The following is a 19599-nucleotide window of genomic DNA, read 5'->3' as shown; positions in this document are numbered from 1 at the left end:
CCCCTGGGGGATGTCCGGGGTCCTCAGGGGTCTTCTCCACCCAGGGGAGTACGTGACGCCCGGTCCCGTCATCCTCCTGGAGGCCGCCCAATAGGTACGACGGCATGACGCCTGGCCTGCGTCGGTGTGGGGCCTTGCCTGGGCGGGCCCGAAGGGGATCGTACGCGGCGGGGGTGGGCAGGGCGTCAGGCCGGCGGGCGTACGCGGGAAGGGCAGCCAAGGCGTCGGGGCGGCATGCGTACGCGGCGAGGGGCGGGCGGGGCGGCGGGGCGCGTATGCGGTGGGGACGCTCGGGGGGAGGAGCCGTGGTTCGGTGGGTGGGCTGGAAGCTCGACGGCCGGGCATCTCCCCAGATGCCCGGCCGCTCGTGCCGTCCGCCGCACCCCCGTCCCCACGGGGTATTCAGCCGGAGGTCCCCGTCCCGGGCCGCTCTCCCGGGCCTGGAGTGCCGCTCAGCGCCCCAGCATTCCGGCAACGGACGACGCCTGTGTCATGACGGCTTCCCAGCCGCCGAAGACGACGGCGAGCAGGATCGCCAACGGCAGCACCATGGCCACCGCGACGAGGGGATGGCGGGTGCCCGAGGACTGGTGGCCGCCGAGCGCCGCGGCGGCCTTGCGCCCCTGCGCCCGAAGGGCCGTCCGTCCTGAGGTCCGATCCATCGTCCGCTCCCGTCGTCTCTGGAGCGGCGGGCGTCTGACCTCGGGGGACGAGTGCTGCGCCCGCCGCTTGATGACAACACTAGGCACGCGACGCAGGCCAGGCGTCATGCCGTCGTACCTATTGGGCGGCCTCCAGGAGGATGACGGGACCGGGCGTCACGTACTCCCCTGGGTGGAGAAGACCCCTGAGGACCCCGGACATCCCCCAGGGGTGGCCACCGCACCGCAGGTCGGAGCGGCCCGCATGCGTGACCTCGCTCACGTCGGTGGCTCCCCCGCGCCCCGCCGTCCGGCAGCCGCCGGCCGTCGCGTACGCCGGCGCCGTCCGCCGCCCGGAGCGACATCCGGCATCCCCGGCATTCGCCCTCGATCATCCTTCATCGCGCCAATCCCCCTTATGTGACGGATCATTGAGCACGCGGGCGGAAAACCCCGGCCGCCGCACGCCCCTTTCCCCTTCCGCACTCCGAGGATCGCACCCGCCACCGACAATCCGGTTGCCGACGCATGCGCGGCCTCTCAGCACAGCGAGCCGTCAATCCGTAAGCTGTGCCACGTCAGACGGTTGGCAGCGGAGGGGCCTCCCACCGCAGGTAGGGGACGGACATGGCGATGATGCGGCTCCGACGCGAGGACCCGCGTGTCGTCGGGACGTTCCGGTTGCACCGCCGGCTCGGCGCGGGCGGGATGGGCGTGGTCTACCTCGGCTCGGACAAGCGCGGTCAGCGGGTCGCACTGAAGGTGATCCGGCCGGACCTGGCGGAGGATCAGGAATTCCGCTCGCGGTTCGCCCGCGAGGTCTCCGCCGCCCGCCGGATCCGCGGCGGCTGTACGGCGCGGCTGGTCGCGGCCGATCTGGACGCGGACCGCCCGTGGTTCGCCACCCAGTACGTCCCCGGCCCGTCGCTGCACGACAAGGTCAACGAGGAGGGGCCGCTCTCCCCCGCGCAGGTCGCGTCCGTCGGCGCGGCACTGTCCGAGGGGCTGCTGGCCGTCCACGACGCGGGTGTCGTGCACCGCGACCTGAAGCCGTCCAACATCCTGCTGTCGCCCAAGGGCCCGCGCATCATCGACTTCGGCATCGCCTGGGCGACCGGCGCCAGCACGCTCACGCATGTCGGTACGGCCGTCGGGTCGCCGGGCTTCCTGGCGCCGGAACAGGTCCGCGGGGCCGCGGTGACCCCGGCCACCGACATCTTCGCGCTGGGCGCCACGCTCGCGTACGCCTGCACCGCGGACTCCCCGTTCGGGCAGGGCAGTTCGGAGGTCATGCTCTACCGGGTGGTGCACGAGGAGGCGCAGCTCTCCGGGGTGCCGGACGCGCTGGCGCCGCTGCTCGCGTCGTGCCTGGCCAAGGATCCGGCGGACCGGCCCAGCACGTTGTCGCTGTCGTTGCGGCTCAAGGAGATCGCGGCCCGTGAGGCGCACGGTCTGTCGGGCGGCCTGTCGGGGGGTTTGTCCGGGGGGCTGCCGGGAGGGCTTCCGCACAACGGGTCCGGCAGCGGGGCCGGATGGGGCCGGGCGGAGCACCGTCCGTCGGACCGGCCGACCGGGCAGCGGGCCGAGGAGTACGCGCGCCAGCGCACCGAGCGGCGGACGGCGGGCGGCTCCGCGCCGCGCCCGCACGCGTCGCGTCCGCCGGCGCCGCGGGACGGGGCCGGCGGACGGCCGGGCGGACCGGCTTCCGGTGCGGGTACGGGTGCGGGTGCAGGTACGGGTGCGGGCACCGGCGCGAGGAAGAATCCGCGTACCGCGGGGCGGAGTGCCCGACGTGGTCCGGCGGCGCGGCCGACGGGGCGAAACGGTTCGCGCACCCCGGTCCGTACGAACTCCGGCGGACGCCGGCCCGGCCCCGACCGCCGGCTGCTGCGCCAGCGGGTCATCGTGTTCGTCGTGGTGACGCTGCTGGTCGCGCTGGGGATCGCGGCGGCGCAGGGCTGCCAGGGGCCGACCCGGGGGTTGGGGGCCGACGCCATGGAACGGCTGGCTCCGCTTGCTCCGGCCGGGGGCCCGGCCGCTCCGGGTGAAGGTCAGCCGGCGCGGGGCGGGGACGCGGACGCGCGGTAGGGCGGCGCGGGGGCCGGCGGTGGCGTCCGTGGGGCGGGCGCGGAGCCGGGGCTTGGCCTGGCCGGGGGCGGTGGGCGGGCCTTAGGGGCTGGGGGAACAGATCCCCTAAGGGGCGCGAACGCCCCCTCGGGGCCGACAACGTGGCGGGGCAGGCCGGTATTCCGGGGATGGCCCTCGGCGCCCCTCGCGCCGTACGCCCGCCTAAGCCTGACGCCCCGACGTCACCGCGTAGAACGCCACCGCCGCGGCTGCGCCGACGTTGAGGGAGTCGACGCCGTGGGCCATCGGGATGCGGACCCATTCGTCGGCGGCGCGCAGGGCGCCGGTGGTGAGGCCGCCGCCCTCCGCGCCCAGCATCAGGGCGACGCGGTCCAGCGTGTGCGGGGCGACCTCGTCGATGGTGGTGGCCTTCTCGGCAGGGGTGAGGGCGAGCAGCTTGAAGCCCGCTTCCCGTACGACGGACAGGTCCCGGGGCCAGCTCTCCAGGCGGGCGTACGGGACGGAGAAGACCGCGCCCATGGAGACCTTCACCGAGCGGCGGTAGAGGGGGTCGGCGCAGTCCGGGGAGAGCAGCACCGCGTCCATGCCGAGGGCCGCCGCACTGCGGAAGATCGCGCCGATGTTGGTGTGGTCGTTGACGGCCTCCATGACCACGATGCGGCGCGCGCCGGCGAGGAGTTCGGCGGCCGTGGGCAGCGGGGTGCGCTGCATGGAGGCGAGCGCGCCGCGGTGGACGTGATAGCCCGTCACCTGTTCGGCGAGGGCCGGGCTGACGGCGTAGACCGGGGCCGGGACCTCGTCGATGACGTCGCGCATGACGTCGACCCACTTCGAGGAGAGCAGCATCGAGCGCATCTCGTAGCCGGCGTGCCGGGCGCGCCGGATGACCTTCTCGCCCTCGGCGATGAAGAGTCCCTCCGCGGGCTCGCGCCGGCGCCGCAGTTCGACGTCGGTCAGGCCGGTGTAGTCGGCCAGCCGCGGGTCGTCCGGGTCGTCGACGGTGATGATTTCTGCCACGGGGAGATAGTGCCTTGTCGGTGTCGGGGTTCCAATGCCGGGGGCAGCCAATCGGCCGGCCGGCAGCAGGGGTCGCGGCTAGCCGGCCGTGGTCGTCGCGCCGACGGTGACGACGTCGCCGATGACGATGACCGCCGGCGGCCGGACGCCCTCGGAGCGGACCGTCTCGCCGAGGGTGGCGAGGGTGGCGTCGACCCGGCGCTGGGTGGCGGTGGTGCCCTCCTGGATGACGGCGGCCGGGGTGTCGGCGGGGCGGCCGTGTTCGACGAGCTTGGCGGCGATGGCGCCGCTGTTCTCCACGCCCATGAGGACGACCAGGGTGCCGCGCAGCTTGGCGAGGGCGGCCCAGTCGACCAGGGAGCGCTCGTCGTCGGGGGCGACGTGGCCGCTGACCACGGTGAATTCGTGGGCGACGCCGCGGTGGGTGACGGGGATGCCGGCGGCGGCGGGCACCGAGATGGTGCTGGAGATGCCGGGCACGACCGTGCAGGGGATGCCGGCCTCGGCGAGTGCCTGGGCCTCCTCCATGCCGCGGCCGAAGACGAACGGGTCGCCGCCCTTGAGGCGGACCACGGCCTTGCCGGCCTTGGCGTGCTCGATCAGCGCGTTGTTGATGGCCTCCTGGGCCATGAACCGGCCGTAGGGGATCTTCGCGGCGTCGATGACCTCGACGTGCGGGGGCAGCTCGGCCAGCAGGTCGCGCGGGCCGAGGCGGTCGGCGATGACCACGTCGGCCTCGGCGAGGAGGCGGCGGCCGCGGACGGTGATCAGGTCGGGGTCGCCGGGGCCGCCGCCGACCAGCGCCACGCCGGGGGTGTGCGGGCGGCGGTGGTGCGGGGCTGCGATGCTGCCGTCGCGCAGGCCCTCGACGATGGCGTCGCGCACGGCGGCGGAGCGGCGCGGGTCGCGGCCGGTGAGGACCGCGACGGTGACGCCCTCGCTACGCCCGGTGGCCGGGGTCCAGGCGGTGGCCGCCTCGGCGTCGTCGGCGCGTACGCACCACACCCGCCGCTCCTCGGCCTCCTGGGAGGCGGCGGCGTTGGCCTCGGGGTCGTCGGTGGAGATCAGCGCGTACCAGGCCTCGGCGAGGTCACCGGCGCGGTAGCGGCGGCGCTCCCAGCGGATCTCGCCGGCGTCGGCCATCGCCTCGACGGACGGGGTGGCGGACGGGGAGACGAGCACGACGTCCGCGCCCGCGGCGACGAGCGAGGGCAGGCGGCGCTGGGCGACCTGTCCGGCTCCCAGGACGACCACCCGGCGGCCGGACAGCCGCAGTCCGACGGGGTAGGCAGCGTGTTCGGCGACGTGCTCGGCCATGGCGGGGCGGCTCCTTGTGCGGATGGTGCGGGTTCGAGACCGGCTCAGTCGCTGCGGCTCTGGAGCGGCTGATCAGGGATGATACGACCCTCGGGGCGTACGGCCCCGGCCCACAGCCTAGGGGGCTGCGGGCCGGGGGTCATGCGGGGCGGCCGCGTTCCGGCCGCACCGCATCAGCTCTTCTCCGTCACTCCGGCGGAGTCGAAGGTGGCGACCTCGTGCATGGCGCGGGCCGCGCTCTGCACGACGGGGAGGGCCAGCAGGGCGCCGGTGCCCTCGCCGAGGCGCAGGTCGAGGTCGACGAGCGGGCGCAGGCCGAGCTTGTTGAGGGCCGCGACGTGGCCGGGCTCGGCGCTGCGGTGGCCGGCGATGCAGGCGGCCAGCGCCTCGGGGGCGATGGCGCGGGCCACCAGGGCGGCGGCGCCGGCGCTGACGCCGTCGAGGATCACCGGTGTGCGCAGCGAGGCGCCGCCGAGGATCAGGCCGACCAGGGCCGCGTGCTCCAGGCCGCCGACCGCGGCGAGCACGCCGACCGGATCGGCCGGATCGGGCTGGTGGAGTTCCAGGGCGCGGCGGACCACGTCGACCTTGCGGGCGTGCGTCTCGTCGTTGATGCCGGTGCCGCGGCCGGTGACCTCGGCCGGGTCGACGCCGGTGTAGACGGCGATCAGCGCGGCGGAGGTGGTGGTGTTGGCGATGCCCATCTCGCCCGTGAGCAGCGCCTTGTTGCCGGCCGCGACGAGGTCGCGGGCGGTCTCGATGCCGACCTCGATGGCCTTGAGGACCTCGTCCTGGGTGAGCGCGGGGCCCTGGGTGAAGTCGGCGGTGCCGGCCCGGACCTTGCGGGGCAGCAGGCCGGGGGTGGCGGGCAGTTCGACGGCCACGCCGACGTCCACGACGCACACCTCGGCGCCGACCTGGTTGGCGAAGGCGTTGCAGACCGCGCCGCCGCCCAGGAAGTTGGCGACCATCTGGCCGGTGACCTCCTGCGGCCAGGGGGTGACGCCCTGGGCGTGCACGCCGTGGTCGCCGGCGAAGATCGCCACGGCGGCCGGCTCCGGGATCGGCGGCGGGCACTTGCGGGACAGGCCGCACAGCTGCGCGGAGATGATCTCCAGCATGCCGAGCGCGCCGGCGGGCTTGGTCATCCGCTTCTGGCGCTCCCACGCCTCGCCGAGCGCCTTGGCGTCCAGCGGGCGGATGCCCTGGAGGGTCTCCTGGAGGAGGTCGTGCGGGTTCTCGCCGGGCAGCGCGCGGCGGCCGTAGGTCTCCTCGTGGACGACCCAGGACAGCGGGCGGCGCTTGGACCAGCCGGCCTGCAGCAGCTCGGGCTCCTCGGGGAACTCGTCGACGTAGCCGACGCACAGGTAGGCGACGACTTCGAGGTGCTCGGGCAGGCCCAGTTCGCGGACCATCTCGCGCTCGTCGAAGAAGCTGACCCAGCCGACGCCGAGGCCCTCGGCGCGGGCGGCGAGCCAGAGGTTCTCCACGGCGAGCGCGGAGGAGTACGGGGCCATCTGCGGCTGGGTGTGCCGGCCGAGGGTGTGCCGGCCCCCGCGGGTGGGGTCCGCGGTGACGACGATGTTGACCGGCGTTTCGAGGATGGCCTCGATCTTCAGCTCACGGAACTGCTTGGCGCGCGCCTTGGGCAGCGACTTGGCGTACGCGTCGCGCTGCTGCATGGCGAGCTGGTGCATCTTCTCGCGGGTCTCGGCGGACCGGATGACGACGAAGTCCCAGGGCTGGGAGTGGCCGACGCTGGGGGCGGTGTGGGCCGCTTCCAGGACGCGCAGCAGGACCTCGTTGGGGATCGGGTCGCTGCGGAAGCCGTTGCGGATGTCGCGGCGCTCGCGCATCACGCGGTGGACGGCGGCGCGCTCGGAGTCGTCGTAGCCGGCGGCCGGGGGCCCGGCCGGGACCTCTTCCGCCTCGGGGGCGCCGTCGGCGGGGTCGGTCTCCGCGGCGGCGGGCTGCTCGTCAGCGGCCTGCGGCTGGTCCTCGTCCGCGCCCTCACCGCGCTGGAGGAGCGCCTCGGCGTCCTGCTGGTGGGGGGCCTCGTCGACGGGGGCCTCGGCGGGCTCCGCCGCGGCGGCCGGGGTGTCGGCGGGGTCCTGCTCCCGGTCCTGCGGAACGGTGTCGTCCGCGGCGGCCTGCGGCTGCTGCTCGGCGGCCTGCGGCTGTTCGCCGGCCGGCTGCTCGGCGACCTGCTGGGCCGGGATGTGGACGGTGCCGGGCTGCGCCTCGGGGGTGGCCTCGGCGGGGACGTCGGCCGTGGTGGCGGGCTGCTCGTCGGCGGCCTGCGGCTGCTCGGGCACCGGGGCCGGGTCGGCCGCCGGGGCGGCCTCCGCGACCGGTGTCGGCTCCGCTGCCTCTTCCGCTGCTGCGGGCGCTGCCTCGGTTGCGGCCGGTTCCGCGGCCTCTGTCGTGGCTGTCTGCTCTTCCGCCACGGGGGCTGCCACGTCTTCCGGGGCTGCCGCGTCGTCCGGAGCGGCCTCGGGAGTCGCTGCGGACTCAGGGGTCACGGCGGCCTCGGGGGTCACGGCGGCCTCGGGGGACGCGTCGGCGGGAGTGTCCGGGGCGGCGTCCGCGGCGGGTGCCGCGGACTCGCCGGCCGGGGTCGCCGCGCCCTCGGGTGCGTCCGTTGCGGCAGGGGCGGCCGAGGTGTCGGGGGTGACCGCCTCGGGCGGCTCTATGACGGCCGGCTCCTGCTCGACGGGGGTGACCGCCTGCTCGGCGGGGGCGCCGTCCGCGGCACCGGGCAGGTCCACGGGGCCCTGCGGCGCCGCGACGGCCTCGGGGGCGACGGCCTCCGGGGCAACGGACTCAGCGGCCACGGCCTCGGGCTGCGGCTGGGCGGCGGCGTCGGGCGCGTCGTGCCCCTCCGTGGCCTCGACCGCGCCCTGCTCAGGAGCGTCCGCAGCGGGCACTTCCTGGGCGGGAGCGTCCTGGGCGGGAGCCTCCTGGACCGGCGCGTCCGGGGTCGGTGCGTCCGGCGCCGGTGCGTCCGGCGCCGGTGCGGCGGGCTGCTCCGCCGCCGGGGCCTCGACGAGCTCGGCCGGCACGGTCCCGTCCACGGCGCCCTCCGCGGGCTGCGCCACCGGCTGGGGCTGTGCCTGCGGCTGCGCCACGGACTGCTGTTCGGCGTGCTGCTGCTGTTCGGCGGACTGCTCGGGGTCCTGGGCGACGGGCTGCGCGACCGGCGGCGCGGTCTCCTCCGCCGGTGCGGCGGCGGCCTCCGCGGGCGCGACCGCTTCCGCTTCCGCCGCCGGTGCCGCGTCGGCAACCGGGGCCGCTCCCGCGGCCGTTGCGGTCTCCTCGACCGGCGGCACCTCGTCGGCCACCGGCACCTCGTCGGCCACCGGTGCCGGCGCGGCCGTCACGACCGGTTCGGGAGCCGGTACCGGCTCGGGGGCCGGGGCGGGGGCGGCCGGGGCGGGGGCGGCCGTGGCGTCGTTCCAGGCCGGCATCTGGGCCGGGATCTCGCCGAGCTGCGGACCCGGCAACGGGCCCTGGCCGGCGGCCCCGTAGGTCTGCTCGGGGGACAACTGCCCACCGTAGGACTGGCCGCCGTAGGACTGGCCGCCGTACGTCTGCTCGGCGTACGGGGCCGCCTCGGCCTGCGGCTGCGGGGCGGCGTACGCCTGGGCCGGGGCCGGCTGGGCGTCCTGGGGTGCGCCGGGGACCTGCTGGGCGGCCGCGGCGGCCTCCGGGGCCACGGGGGCCGGGGCGGGGACGGGGGCGTCGAAGTATTCGGGGGCGCCGGCGGGCGGGGCGGCGTGCCGGGCGGGGGCGTCGGCGGGACCGCGGTCGGCGAGCGAGCGGACCACACCGCCGGTCGCGTCGGGAACCGGCGGGCCCATGTGCAGCGGGCGGCGGTTGGGCGCGGCCGCGCGGGCCCGGTCCGGCTGCTGGGGCGCCGCGGGCTGCGGGATGCGGACCGCGCTCAGGTCGACGGAACCGGAGTCCCGGCCGCCGGTCTCGTGGTCGCCGGCCTGGGCGGGCATCGGCTCGTAACCGGTGGCCGCCTGGGCGGCGGCGTCGAACGGCACGCCGTGCTGCGGCTGCTGGGCCGGGCCCTGGTGGGTCTCGTGCGGCAGCGGCTGGGCCGCGGGCTGCTCGCTCCAGGCGCCCTGGGCACCCGGCATGAGCAGCAGGTCGTCGTCCTCGACGCCGGGATCGGCCTGGTCGAGGTAGGGGTAGTCGCCCTGAGGGGTCACCATGCCCGGCAGCTCCGTGGATCCGGCGTCGGCAGGGGAGGGAGCGGCCGCCGGCTGCGGCTGCCCGGGATGTCCGCCTGCGTTCTCCGGCTGTCCCTCGCCCGGGACCTGGCCGGTGTCGGTCATGCGTACCCCTCGCCCATTGGTAGTGCTCCTTCCAACCGCTCGTGCGACACGCTCGACCGGGGCGCCCCGACGCCCCGATAGCTAGAACGAGCGAGCACGCCTCGCGGCACGACCACGCTCACAGCTTCATATTCGTCCAAAACCACGGCATTTTCCGGATATTTGGCGTACGAAGCCGAACGTGGAACGGCGGCGCAACGATCCGCCAGCCTACCTCGCGCGGGTTGCCTTCCTGGTCACGGGTGAGGAACGCGATACCCGCTGAGCAAAAACACCACGGACCGCTCGCGTTCGACCCAGACGGAGGTGTCCAGGTCCACGGACTGCAGCAGGGCGCACTCGACGTCGTACCCGCCGTCCGCCAGTGCCCGGCCGAGCAGCTCGGCCTCGTCGCGGGTGGCGGCGTGGGTGACGATCCGTTCGGGACGGCGGGCCGCGCAGGCGGTGACGACCTCCACTCCCCCGCCGCCGATCCGCACGACGTCGGGCTCGGGCAGGTCCTCCAGGATCTGCGGCGCCCGCCCGTGCACGACCTGGAGTTGGACGCCGTGCCGGCGGGCGACGGCGGCGGTGCGGCCGCAGGCGTCCGGGTCGGCGTCCACCGCGATGACCGCGGCGCCGAACCGCGCGGCCTCCACGGCGGCGGCTCCGCTGCCGGTGCCGATGTCCCAGACCAGATCGCCCACCCGCGGTCCGAGGCGGGCGAGTTGGGCGGTGCGCAGCTGGACGGTCTCGCCCTCGGCGAGGGCGCCGCCGTAGGCGCGGTTGGGCAGTCCCCAGCCGCGCGGTCCGGTCGGGTGGCCGACCTCGTGGCCGGCGATCCAGCCGGTGCCCTGGGCCGCGGCGCCGCCGGGTGAACCGCCGACGACGATGACGACGTTGGGGTCACGCCAGACGTGGTCGGCGGCCTTGTCGGATGTGAGGACCGTCACCTGCTCGCGTTCGGTGCCCAGTTCCTCGCAGATGACGAAGGTGCGATGGACGCCGCCGAGCAGCAGGGCGAGTTCGGCGGGGCCGGCGCCGGGCGAGGTGAGCACCGCGACCTTGGTGTGGGCGCGGCAGACGTTGACCGCGCGGCGCAGGTCGCGGCTGTGGGCCACCACGATCTGGGCGTCGTCCCAGGGCATGCCGGCGCGGGCGAAGGCGGCCGCGACGGAGGAGACGGCCGGGACGACCTCGACCTCCAGGCCGTGCTCGGGGGCCCGCAGGGTGCGGACGACGCCGAAGAAACCGGGGTCGCCGTCGGCGAGGACGACGGCGGTGCCGCGGTGCTGGGCGATCCGGCGGGCGGCCAGGGTGACGCTGCCGAGCCGGATCCGCTCGGCGTGCGGCGGGACTTCGGGCAGTGCGAGGTGGTGGGCGGCGCCGGCCACGAGTGTGGCGGCGCCGAGGGCGGAGCGGGCGGCGGCGGTCAGCGGAGAGCCGTCCCATCCGATCACCGTGACCCGGTCGGCCATGCTCGTCAGTCTCCTGGGTCTGCTGTGGGTACGCGGGCGGGGGCGGCCGCGGGGTGGCCGCGGGCCGGTGGCGCGCCGCTGTGGTGCGCCGGACGCAGGTCCGCGCTGGTCGCGCGGGTGCGCGGCAGGCCGAGGGTACCCCGAGAGGTACGGACCTGGGCGCGGGCGTGGGTCAGTTCCACTCGGGGTAGGTGAATCCGTTCGCGTCGGCCATCCGGCCGGGGACCCCGTCGAGGTCCTCGGGCAGCAGGCTCCAGACGATCAGATCGGTGCGGATGTCCGTCCAGCCGCCGTCCTCCGTGCGGCTGCGGGCTATCCAGGCGTTGCGCAGCACGCCCTCGCTGATGCAGCCGATCTTCTGGGCGACCTGCTGGGAGGCGGTGTTGTCGGCGGCGGTGCGCAGTTCGAGGCGTTCGAACTGCTGGTGGTGGAAGAGCCACTGCGCGATGGCGAGGACGGATTCCGAGGCGTAGCCCTCGCCGCGGGCCCAGGGGGCGGTGACGTAGCCGATCTCGGTGGAGCGGATGCGCCAGTCGGTGTTTTCGAGGTGGACCGTGCCGACCAGGCGCTGGGTGAGGAACTCGGTGACGGCGAGGGCGAGGCCGCGGCCGGTGGTGCGGAGCGCGGCGGCCTTGCCGGTGGCCCAGGCGCGGGCCTCGGCGGTGGTGTACGGGTGCGGGAGCGCGGTCCAGGCGGTGACCAGCTCGTCGGACATCATCTCGGCGAGGGCGGGGATGTCGGCCTCCTCGAAGGGGCGCAGCACCAGCCGGTCCGTGCTGAGGGAGATGTCCGGAAAGGTGGATGTCATGCCGCTGCTCCAACGCCGTTGACCGTGGGTGCTCCGGGACGTCGCGGGATGGTTCACCGCGAGGTCACGGGCCGTCTGACCGTCTTGAATGCACCAGCATGCAGCATGGGCCGGTGGGTGTGCCACGCGCCCGGGCCCCGGCCGCGCGGGGTGCGCGGCCGGGGCCCGGTGGTGGCTGGTGGCCTCAGGCCTTGGCGGGACCGAAGGCGGGGATGACCGAGCCGTCCTTGTACTTGTCCTCGATGAACTTCTTGACCTCGGGGGAGTTCAGGAGCTTGGCCAGCTTCTTGATCCGCGGGTCGTTCTCGTTGCCCTTCTTGACGGCGAGGAAGTTGGCGTAGGGGTTGTCCTTGGCCTTCTCCAGCGCGAGGGCGTCCTTGGAGGGCTTGAGGTGGGCGCCGATGGCGAAGTTGCCGTTGATGATGGCGGCGTCGACGTCGTCGATGCGCGGCGCGGTCTGCGCGGCCTCCAGCTCGGTGATCTTGATGCCCTTGTCGTCCTTGACGTCGGTGAGCTTGGCGTCGGCGCCGACGCCGGGCTTGAGGGTGATCACGCCGTTGTCGGCGAGCAGCTTGAGCGCGCGGCCCTCGTTGGACGGGTCGTTGGGGACCGAGACGGTCGAGCCGGACTTGAGGTCGGAGAGCTTGTGGATCTTCTTGGAGTACAGGCCGAGGGGCTCGATGAGCACGTTCTGGACCGGCACGATGTGGGTGCCGTTCTCCTTGTTGAAGGTGTCCAGGAAGGGCTTGTGCTGGAAGAAGTTGGCGTCGACCTGGCCGTCGTCGGTGACCTTGTTGGGGATCTTGTAGTCGTTGAACGGCTTGACGACGAGCTTGAGGCCCTCCTTGGCCGCCAGCTTGTCCTTGACGAAGTCGAGGATGGTGGCGTGCGGGGTGGGGCTCGCGGCGACGACGAGCGGGGCGTTCTTGTCGCTCTTGTCGGTGCTGGCGGTGGCGTCGGAGGGTGCGGAGCAGGCGCTCGCGCCCAGGGCGACGGCGGAGGCGGCGGCGACGGCCACGGTGATCTTGATGGTGTTGCGCACGAAGAGTGCCTCTTTCTTGTTCCCACACGGGGGTGTCCGTGTGCTGTCCGCCCGGCAAAGGGTCCGGGCTCTCGGGTGGTGCGGGTGACGCGGGTGGCTTCGGGGTCAGGCGGCCTCGGTGACGGCCGCCGGCTCCTCGGTGCGGGCGCGGCGCAGGCCGACGCGTACGGGCGAGGAGGGACGGGTGCCGCGGCCGGCGAGCCGGCGGACGACCAGGTCACCGAGCAGCTGGACGCCGGTGACGATGACGATCAGCTCGACGACGGTGATGACCATCAGCTTGGTCTCGTACTGCTGGTAGCCGTAGTTGTAGGCGAGGGAGCCCAGGCCGCCGCCGCCGACCGCACCGGCGATCGCGGAGTAGCCGATCAGCGTGATGACGGTGGTGGTGACGGCCGCGACCAGCGCGGGCAGGGCCTGCGGCAGCAGCACCTTGAAGATGATGGTCCAGGTGCCGCCGCCCATGGCCTGGGCGGCCTCCACCAGGCCGTGGTCGACCTCGCGCAGCGCGGCCTCGACGAGGCGGGCGAAGAACGGGATGGCGGCGATGGCGAGCGGGACCACCGCGCCGGTGGGGCCGATGGAGGTGCCGACGACGATCCGGGTGAAGGGCAGCAGCACGACGATGAGGATCAGGAACGGGAAGGACCGTCCGATGTTCGCGATCGCGCCGAGGACCTTGTTCACCACGGCGTTCTGCAGCAGGGCGCCGCGGTCGGTCAGGTGCAGCAGGATGCCGACGGGGATGCCGAAGAGGACCGCGTAGAACGTCGACCACCACACCATGAAGAGGGTGTCGAGGGTGGCGTCGTGGAGCAGCGGCTGCATCTCGGTCCAGCTCACTTGGCACCTTCCTTCTGGAGCGGGGCGGCGGCGGGCGCCGGGACGGCCGCGGCGGTGTCGGGGACGAGGTCGGCGACGTCGGCCACGTCGACCTGCAGGCCCTGCTCGCGCAGGAAGCCGATGGGGACGACGTTCTCCTCGAAGCGGCCGGGCAGCTCGATCCGCATCCGGCCGATCTGCTTGCCGCCGACGGTGTCCATGGCGGCGCCGAGGATCGAGATGTCGACGTTGTAGGTGCGCGCCAGCTCGGAGATCACCGGGCGGGTGGCGGCCGAGCCGTGGAAGGTGATGTCGACGACGGTGCGGTCGTCGGCGGAGGGCTCGCCGCCGACCGGGAAGAGCTCGCGGGCGAGTTCGGAGCCGGGGGTGGCGAGCAGTTCGGCGACGGTGCCCTGCTCGACGACGCGGCCGTTCTTCATCAGCGCGGCCGAGTCGCAGATGGTCTTGACGACGTCCATCTCGTGCGTGATGAGGACGATGGTCAGGCCGAGCTGGCGGTTGAGGTCGCGCAGCAGGGTGAGGATGGAGCGGGTGGTCTCCGGGTCGAGGGCGCTGGTGGCCTCGTCGGAGAGCAGCACCTTGGGGTCGCCGGCCAGGGCGCGGGCGATGCCGACGCGCTGCTTCTGGCCGCCGGAGAGCTGGGCGGGGTAGGCCTTGGCCTTGTCGGCGAGGCCGACCAGGTCCAGCAGTTCCAGGGCCTTGCGGGAGCGTTCGCGGCGGTCGACCTTGAGGATCTCCAGCGGCAGTTCGACGTTGTCCTGGACGGTGCGCGAGGACAGCAGGTTGAAGTGCTGGAAGACCATGCCGATGTGGCTGCGGGCGGCGCGGAGCTGGGCGCCGGCGCGCTTGCCGCGCCCGGCGATGGAGGTCAGCTCCTGGCCGGCGACGGTGACCGTGCCGGAGGTGGGGCGCTCCAGGAGGTTGAGGCAGCGGATGAGGGTGGACTTGCCGGCGCCGCTCTGGCCGATGACGCCGTACACCTCGCCCTCGCGGACGTGCAGGTCGACGCCGTCCAGGGCGGTGACGTCGCGGTCTCCTGAACGGTAGACCTTGGTCAGGCCCGTTGTGGTGATCACAGGGAATTCCGTCACTGTCGAGTGCTCGGCGGCTCGCCACCGGGCACGGGGCATTCTTGCGAGTGCGGCAGGGGGGAACGGGAGCGGCGGCGGGCGCGGGGCCCGGCTCCTGGTTCCGGTGACGCGGGGCGGCCGTCGCGGTCGGGGACCGGTGCACGGCATGGGGGTCTCGCTTCGGGGCGCGAGGCTCAGGCGGGGGCCCTCAGCGGTCACACATTCGACACATGCAACGAGCACCGGGCGTCAGGTTCGCCTCGGTCGCAGGGGTGCGGTTGCTCGTCGTGGTCATGGCGGCAAGTAAACCAGACGGCTGTGCGGGCCGATCAACCGTGTCCGCATAGCGGACTTCGCTGACCGGCCCGTGGACAGCGCCTCATCCGGCCAGGGTGATCTCCACCGTCCCGTCCGTGGCCTGCGCGGATACCGCCGACAGGTCGGGGACGACGACGTCGGCGAGGAGCTCGGCGGCCGGGTGGGTTGTGGTCAACGCCACGGTCGTCATGCCGGCCGCGCGGCCCGCCGCCAGCCCGGCCGGGGCGTCCTCGAAGACCACGCAGCGGGCCGGGTCCACCCCGAGCCGGCGGGCGGCCAGCAGGAACGGCTCCGGGTCGGGCTTGCCGCGGGTGATGTCGTCGGCGGCTATCAGCTTCTTCGGCCGGATGCCGGCCTCGCCGAGGCGGGCCTCGGCCAGCCGCCGGGTGGCGGAGGTGACCACCGCCCACCGCTCGGGCGGCAGGCTCTCCAGGAGGGCGCGGGTGCCGGGCAGCAGCGTCACTCCGCCGGCGACGTCCTCGACCTCCAGCTGCTCGATCCGCGCCAGCGCGCCGGGCACCTCCCCGGCCGGGAGCAGATCGGCGGCGATCTCGGCGGCCGGACGGCCGTGCAGCTCGACCCGGGCGAAGTCCTCGGGGGCGATGCGGTACTCCCGGGCCCACCGGGTCCAGCAGCGGTGGACGGAGTCGAGGGAGGAGATCAGGGTGCCGTCGTTGTCGAAGAGGAGTGCGTCCGCGTGGATCTTCATGGGGACCGAGCGTATGTGCGGTCCGGGGGCGGGCGCATCGGGCCTTTTGGCCCGTAATAGGGTCTCGGCATGCTTGATGCCCTGACGATCGCGACCGGTGCGGCCGCGCTCGCGCTCGCCGCCTGGTGCGGTTTCGCCGCCTACCGGGACCAGCGGACCATGGACTGGCACTTCATCGGCATGGCCGTGGTGACGCTGCTCGCCGTGGTGCAGCTGGTCGTCGGCATCGTCCAGCTGGCGCGCGGCGAGAAGCCCGCGCAGGGCACGACGATCTTCGTGGCGTATCTGATCGGCGCGTTCGCCTGTGTGCCCGCCGCGGGCTTCATGTCCCTTACGGAGCGCACCCGTTGGGGCTCGCTGACGGTCTCTGCCGGCGGCGTGGTGCTGGCCGTGCTCGAAGTGCGGCTGTTCGACATCTGGGGAGGCTGACGTGACGGCGACCGACCGCACCGCCGAGGAGGGCGCGCCGCGCACCCGGCGAAAGCTGATCACCGGCCCCGGGATCCTGCTGGTCTGGCTGTACGGCGTGATGGTCGTCGGCGCGGTGTCGCGCTCGGTCGTCCAGATCGCCACGGACTTCGACCGGGCCCCGCTGGCGTACGCGCTCTCCGCGCTCGCCGGCCTGGTCTACGGCTTCATCACCTACTCGCTGGTCCGCGGCGGCGACCGGGCCCGCCGGGCGGCGCTGGTGTGCTGTGCGGCGGAGCTGGTGGGCGTGCTGATCGTGGGCACCTGGACGCTGGTGGAGCCGTCGGCGTTCCCCGACGCCACGGTCTGGTCCGACTACGGCATGGGCTACCTCTTCATCCCGGTCCTGCTGCCGGTCACCGGGATGCTGTGGCTGCGCCGGGCGCGCCCGGCCTGACGGCCGGTCCTCCGGCGCGTGCGGCACGACGGCCGCTCCGCGGTGGACGGGCCCGCCCTCACGCGGGCCCGTTCCCCTTCCGCGACGTCCGCGACGTCCGCGACGTGTGACGCGCGAGCCGCTACGCCTGGGCCACGAACTCCTCGGCCGCGGCCTCCTTCTCCAGCGTGACCAGGCTCAGTCGCCGGCTGCGCTCCTCGGTGCCCACGGGCGCGTAGCCGTGGCTGCGGTACAGCCGCAGATTGCCCTCGCTGCGGTGCCCGGTGAAGAGGCGGAAACGGGTGGCCGAGCGCTCCTCGGCCAGCCGCTGCTCGACCGCGGCCAGCAACCGGCCGCCGAGGCCGTGCCGCTGCAGCCGGGGGTGCACGATGAGCTTGGCTATCGCCGCGGTGCCCGACGCGTCGACGGTGCCGCGCACGGATCCGACCACCTCGTCGCCGAGCCGGGCCACCAGGACGCAGCCCTCGCTCAGTTCGGCGCGCAGCGCGGCCAGCGTCTGGGTGAGCGGCTCGATGCCGTAGTCGTCGTACAGCGCGGCCTCCGACTGGTAACAGAGGTACTGCAGTTTGAGGATCTGCTCGGCGTCCTCGTCGGTCGCCGCAGAGATGGTCACGCTGGTGCCCATGCGCGTATGCCTCCCCTTATTCGGTTGGCCCGGGCGCGCGAGGGTGAGAGGGGTGTGCGCCCGGACGTGGTGCCCTGACTTCCGGACTCCCCGGAATGTGGCGGCGGCAATCGCCGCCGGGAGCATTCTGCGCAGGCAATTGGGGCAAGCGGAACGGACCGGCACCGAGCTCCTCTGTGACATTCCCAACTCAGATGAGAGCACGGGGAGGTCAGGGGCCGGTGCCGGTCCGCGGCCGGGCGACCGGTCAGCGCGTGCGGAACTCCGCGGCGGCCAGCAGCGCGGTGTCCGGGTTGTCGGAGAACAGCCCGTCGATGCCGGTGCCGAGGTACGCCTTGAAGACGCCGAGGGAGTCGCCGTAGGCGTTGGGGTCGGTGCCGCGGCGGTGGTCGGTCGGCAGGAACGTGTTCTCGTTACGGACCGTGTACGGGTGCAGGACCAGCCCGGCGGCGTGCGCGTCCTTGACGACGGAGGTGGGCGTGCCGAGCTTGCCGTCCTTGTCCCGCGGGATGATCACGGTCAGGTCCGGGCCGATGCCCTCGGCGAAGCCGGCGATCCACTTCAGGCCCTCGGGCGTGACCAGGTCGGCGACGGTGCGCGGGTCGCCCGCCTCGGTGAAGTCCCACGGGCGGTCCTTGAGCGTGCCCAGCAGGACGACCTTGGGGCAGTCGACGAGCTCGCCGAGGCGGCGGATGCTGCTGGGCTCGAAGGACTGCAGGAAGTTCGGGGAGTTGCGGCGGTGCCGGCCGTGGGCGCGCAGCGCCTTGGCCACCCGTTCCTCCAGACCGAGGCCGAGCTTGCGGAAGTAGGTGGGGTGCTTGGTCTCGATGTGCAGCCAGACCCGGCGGCCCCGCTTGCGGCCCTCCCGCTCGGCCCAGTCGAGGACCTCCTCGAAGGTGGGCACCTGCCACTGGCCGTCGTAGAGGGTGTTGTGCTGCCGGGTGCCCGGTATGCGCTCCTTGGCGCGCAGGGTCTTGAGCTCGGCGAGCGTGAAGTCCTCGGTGAACCAGCCGGTCAGCTGCTGCCCGTCGACGGTCTTGGTGGTCTTGCGGTCGGCGAACTCCGGGTGTGCGGAGACGTCGGTGGTGGCGGTGATGTCGTTCTCGTGCCGGCAGACCAGATGGCCGTCCTTGGTGGGGACGAGGTCCTGCTCGATGACGTCCGCGCCCATGTCGAGGGCGAGTTGGTAGGAGCCGAAGGTGTGCTCGGGGCGGTAGCCGCTGGCGCCGCGGTGGCCGACGATCAGCGGGACGGGGAGTTCCCGGCCCGCCGTGCCGCGCCCGGCGGCGCTCGCCTGCCCGGTCCCGCCGAACACCGCCGCTCCCGCGCCGAGGGCCGCCGCCCCCAGCACCGTCCGCCGTCCCGGCTGCTGCCGCTTCTGCATGCCCACGCTCCTTGTTGTGCGTCGTTCGGTGCGTTCCGGGTGCGCCCGGGCGCTTCCGAGTGCTTCGAGTGCTTCCGGGTGTTTTCCGGCCCGTGTCGAGGCGTGTTGCCCGGGCGCCCGGGGAACCCGGCTGATCGTAGGCACGGACGGGTCATGCCGGGGAGACGCACGACGACTCCGGAGGGAACATGGTGGTAACACACGTCAACCGTGAGTCAACTGTGCGTATCGACCTCATGAACCCGATGTGCGCGCGGGAGTAACCCGCGAGTATCGTCCTGGGCTGCAGAGTTCTGCGCCCGCTTGACGCTCACCAGCCAGCCACGACCCGGAGGGCCCGTTGTCCCGCATTGTGCTCAAGGCGATTCTCGGATTCGTCATGCGTGTCCTTTACCGCCCGAAGGTCGAGGGCATGGAGCGGATTCCGGCGACCGGACCGGTGATCCTGGCCGGCAACCACGTCACCTTCATCGACTCGCTCTTCCTCAGCCTGGTGGTCAAGCGGCCGGTGTACTTCATCGGCAAGGACGAGTACGTCACCGGCACCGGCATCAAGGGCCGGCTGATGGCCTGGTTCTTCACCAGCGCCGGCATGATCCCGGTGGACCGGGACGGCGGCCACGGCGGGGTGGCGGCCCTGATGACCGGCCGCCGGATCCTGGAGCAGGGCAAGGCGTTCGGCATCTACCCCGAGGGCACCCGCTCCCCCGACGGCCGCCTCTACCGCGGCCGTACCGGCATCGCCCGGCTCGCCCTGATGACCGGCGCGCCCGTCGTCCCGTTCGCGATGATCGGCACGGACAAGGTGCAGCCCGGCGGCAAGGGCCTGCCGCGGATCGCCCCGGTCACGATCCGCTTCGGTGAGGCGCTGGACTTCTCCCGGTACGACGGGATGGACCGCGACCGCTACGTGCTGCGGGCGGTGACCGACGAGGTGATGAGCGAGGTCATGGAGCTGTCCGGCCAGGAGTACGTCGACATCTACGCCACCAAGGCCAGGGCCGCCGCCTGATCCGGCGGTCCGACCGGCATCACGAGGGGCCCCGTCCGCAGCCGCGGACGGGGCCCCTCG

Annotated in this window: 16 protein-coding genes; 4 read left to right on the top strand and 12 right to left on the bottom strand. The window is 73.8% G+C overall.

Annotation, left to right across the window (positions count from 1 at the left end):
* Window positions 1–452: 452 nt before the first annotated feature.
* Complete coding sequence (locus tag V2J85_RS35670) at window positions 453–662, bottom strand: hypothetical protein (protein WP_261952521.1); 210 nt, start codon at window positions 660–662, stop codon at window positions 453–455.
* Between the two features lie 606 nt (window positions 663–1268).
* Between V2J85_RS35670 and V2J85_RS35665 the strand changes: the two genes are divergently transcribed.
* A complete protein-coding gene (locus V2J85_RS35665; protein WP_261952520.1) occupies window positions 1269–2729 on the top strand; it encodes a serine/threonine-protein kinase in 1461 nt (486 codons plus the stop codon).
* Window positions 2730–2930: 201 nt separating this feature from the next.
* On the opposite strand, the gene V2J85_RS35660 is transcribed toward V2J85_RS35665, so the two are convergent.
* The 9 genes from V2J85_RS35660 to V2J85_RS35620 form a co-directional block, all read right to left on the bottom strand.
* On the bottom strand, window positions 2931–3746 hold the full coding sequence (locus V2J85_RS35660; protein ID WP_330823853.1) for a TrmH family RNA methyltransferase: 816 nt from the start codon (window positions 3744–3746) through the stop codon (window positions 2931–2933).
* Window positions 3747–3824: 78 nt separating this feature from the next.
* The gene (gene cobA / locus V2J85_RS35655) at window positions 3825–5063 is read right to left on the bottom strand and encodes a uroporphyrinogen-III C-methyltransferase (RefSeq protein WP_261952518.1); all 1239 of its coding nucleotides are present in this window, start codon (window positions 5061–5063) and stop codon (window positions 3825–3827) included.
* 173 nt (window positions 5064–5236) lie between these two features.
* Window positions 5237–9406 carry a nicotinate-nucleotide--dimethylbenzimidazole phosphoribosyltransferase gene (gene cobT / locus V2J85_RS35650; RefSeq protein ID WP_330823852.1) on the bottom strand — a complete coding sequence of 1390 codons (4170 nt, stop codon included), beginning with the start codon at window positions 9404–9406 and terminating at the stop codon, window positions 5237–5239.
* 236 nt (window positions 9407–9642) lie between these two features.
* Entirely contained in the window at window positions 9643–10863 is a 1221-nt protein-coding gene (cbiE, locus tag V2J85_RS35645) for a precorrin-6y C5,15-methyltransferase (decarboxylating) subunit CbiE (protein WP_030808840.1), read from the bottom strand.
* A gap of 172 nt (window positions 10864–11035) precedes the next feature.
* On the bottom strand, window positions 11036–11671 hold the full coding sequence (locus V2J85_RS35640; protein WP_261952516.1) for a GNAT family N-acetyltransferase: 636 nt from the start codon (window positions 11669–11671) through the stop codon (window positions 11036–11038).
* 184 nt (window positions 11672–11855) lie between these two features.
* Complete coding sequence (locus V2J85_RS35635; protein WP_261952515.1) at window positions 11856–12713, bottom strand: MetQ/NlpA family ABC transporter substrate-binding protein; 858 nt, start codon at window positions 12711–12713, stop codon at window positions 11856–11858.
* 105 nt (window positions 12714–12818) lie between these two features.
* The gene (locus V2J85_RS35630) at window positions 12819–13556 is read right to left on the bottom strand and encodes a methionine ABC transporter permease (protein WP_261952514.1); all 738 of its coding nucleotides are present in this window, start codon (window positions 13554–13556) and stop codon (window positions 12819–12821) included.
* Complete coding sequence (locus V2J85_RS35625) at window positions 13553–14632, bottom strand: methionine ABC transporter ATP-binding protein (protein ID WP_261952513.1); 1080 nt, start codon at window positions 14630–14632, stop codon at window positions 13553–13555. Before V2J85_RS35625 ends, V2J85_RS35630 begins: the two co-directional genes overlap by 4 nt.
* A gap of 373 nt (window positions 14633–15005) precedes the next feature.
* Window positions 15006–15653: an HAD-IA family hydrolase gene (locus V2J85_RS35620; RefSeq protein ID WP_330823849.1), complete on the bottom strand. Its 648-nt coding sequence runs from the start codon at window positions 15651–15653 to the stop codon at window positions 15006–15008.
* Window positions 15654–15722: 69 nt separating this feature from the next.
* Here V2J85_RS35620 and V2J85_RS35615 point away from each other — a divergent pair, with 69 nt between their 5' ends.
* The gene (locus V2J85_RS35615; RefSeq protein ID WP_261952511.1) at window positions 15723–16082 is read left to right on the top strand and encodes a hypothetical protein; all 360 of its coding nucleotides are present in this window, start codon (window positions 15723–15725) and stop codon (window positions 16080–16082) included.
* A 1-nt stretch (window position 16083) separates the two neighbouring features.
* Window positions 16084–16518 (top strand): hypothetical protein, encoded by a 435-nt coding sequence (locus V2J85_RS35610; protein ID WP_261952510.1) that lies wholly within the window; start codon window positions 16084–16086, stop codon window positions 16516–16518.
* A 121-nt stretch (window positions 16519–16639) separates the two neighbouring features.
* Here the strand turns inward: V2J85_RS35610 and V2J85_RS35605 are convergent, their stop codons facing one another.
* Window positions 16640–17143, bottom strand: coding sequence for a GNAT family N-acetyltransferase (locus V2J85_RS35605; RefSeq protein WP_261952509.1), 504 nt, complete (start codon window positions 17141–17143; stop codon window positions 16640–16642).
* A gap of 247 nt (window positions 17144–17390) precedes the next feature.
* Window positions 17391–18527 carry a glycerophosphodiester phosphodiesterase gene (locus tag V2J85_RS35600; protein WP_261952508.1) on the bottom strand — a complete coding sequence of 379 codons (1137 nt, stop codon included), beginning with the start codon at window positions 18525–18527 and terminating at the stop codon, window positions 17391–17393.
* Window positions 18528–18867: 340 nt separating this feature from the next.
* Here V2J85_RS35600 and V2J85_RS35595 point away from each other — a divergent pair, with 340 nt between their 5' ends.
* Window positions 18868–19539: a lysophospholipid acyltransferase family protein gene (locus tag V2J85_RS35595; protein WP_261952507.1), complete on the top strand. Its 672-nt coding sequence runs from the start codon at window positions 18868–18870 to the stop codon at window positions 19537–19539.
* The last annotated feature ends 60 nt before the right edge of the window (window positions 19540–19599 follow it).

It is taken from the genome of Streptomyces bugieae (assembly GCF_036352915.1).
GTDB classification, from domain to species: Bacteria; Actinomycetota; Actinomycetes; order Streptomycetales; family Streptomycetaceae; genus Streptomyces; species Streptomyces endophytica.
This window is presented reverse-complemented; position numbering and strand designations above follow the sequence as displayed.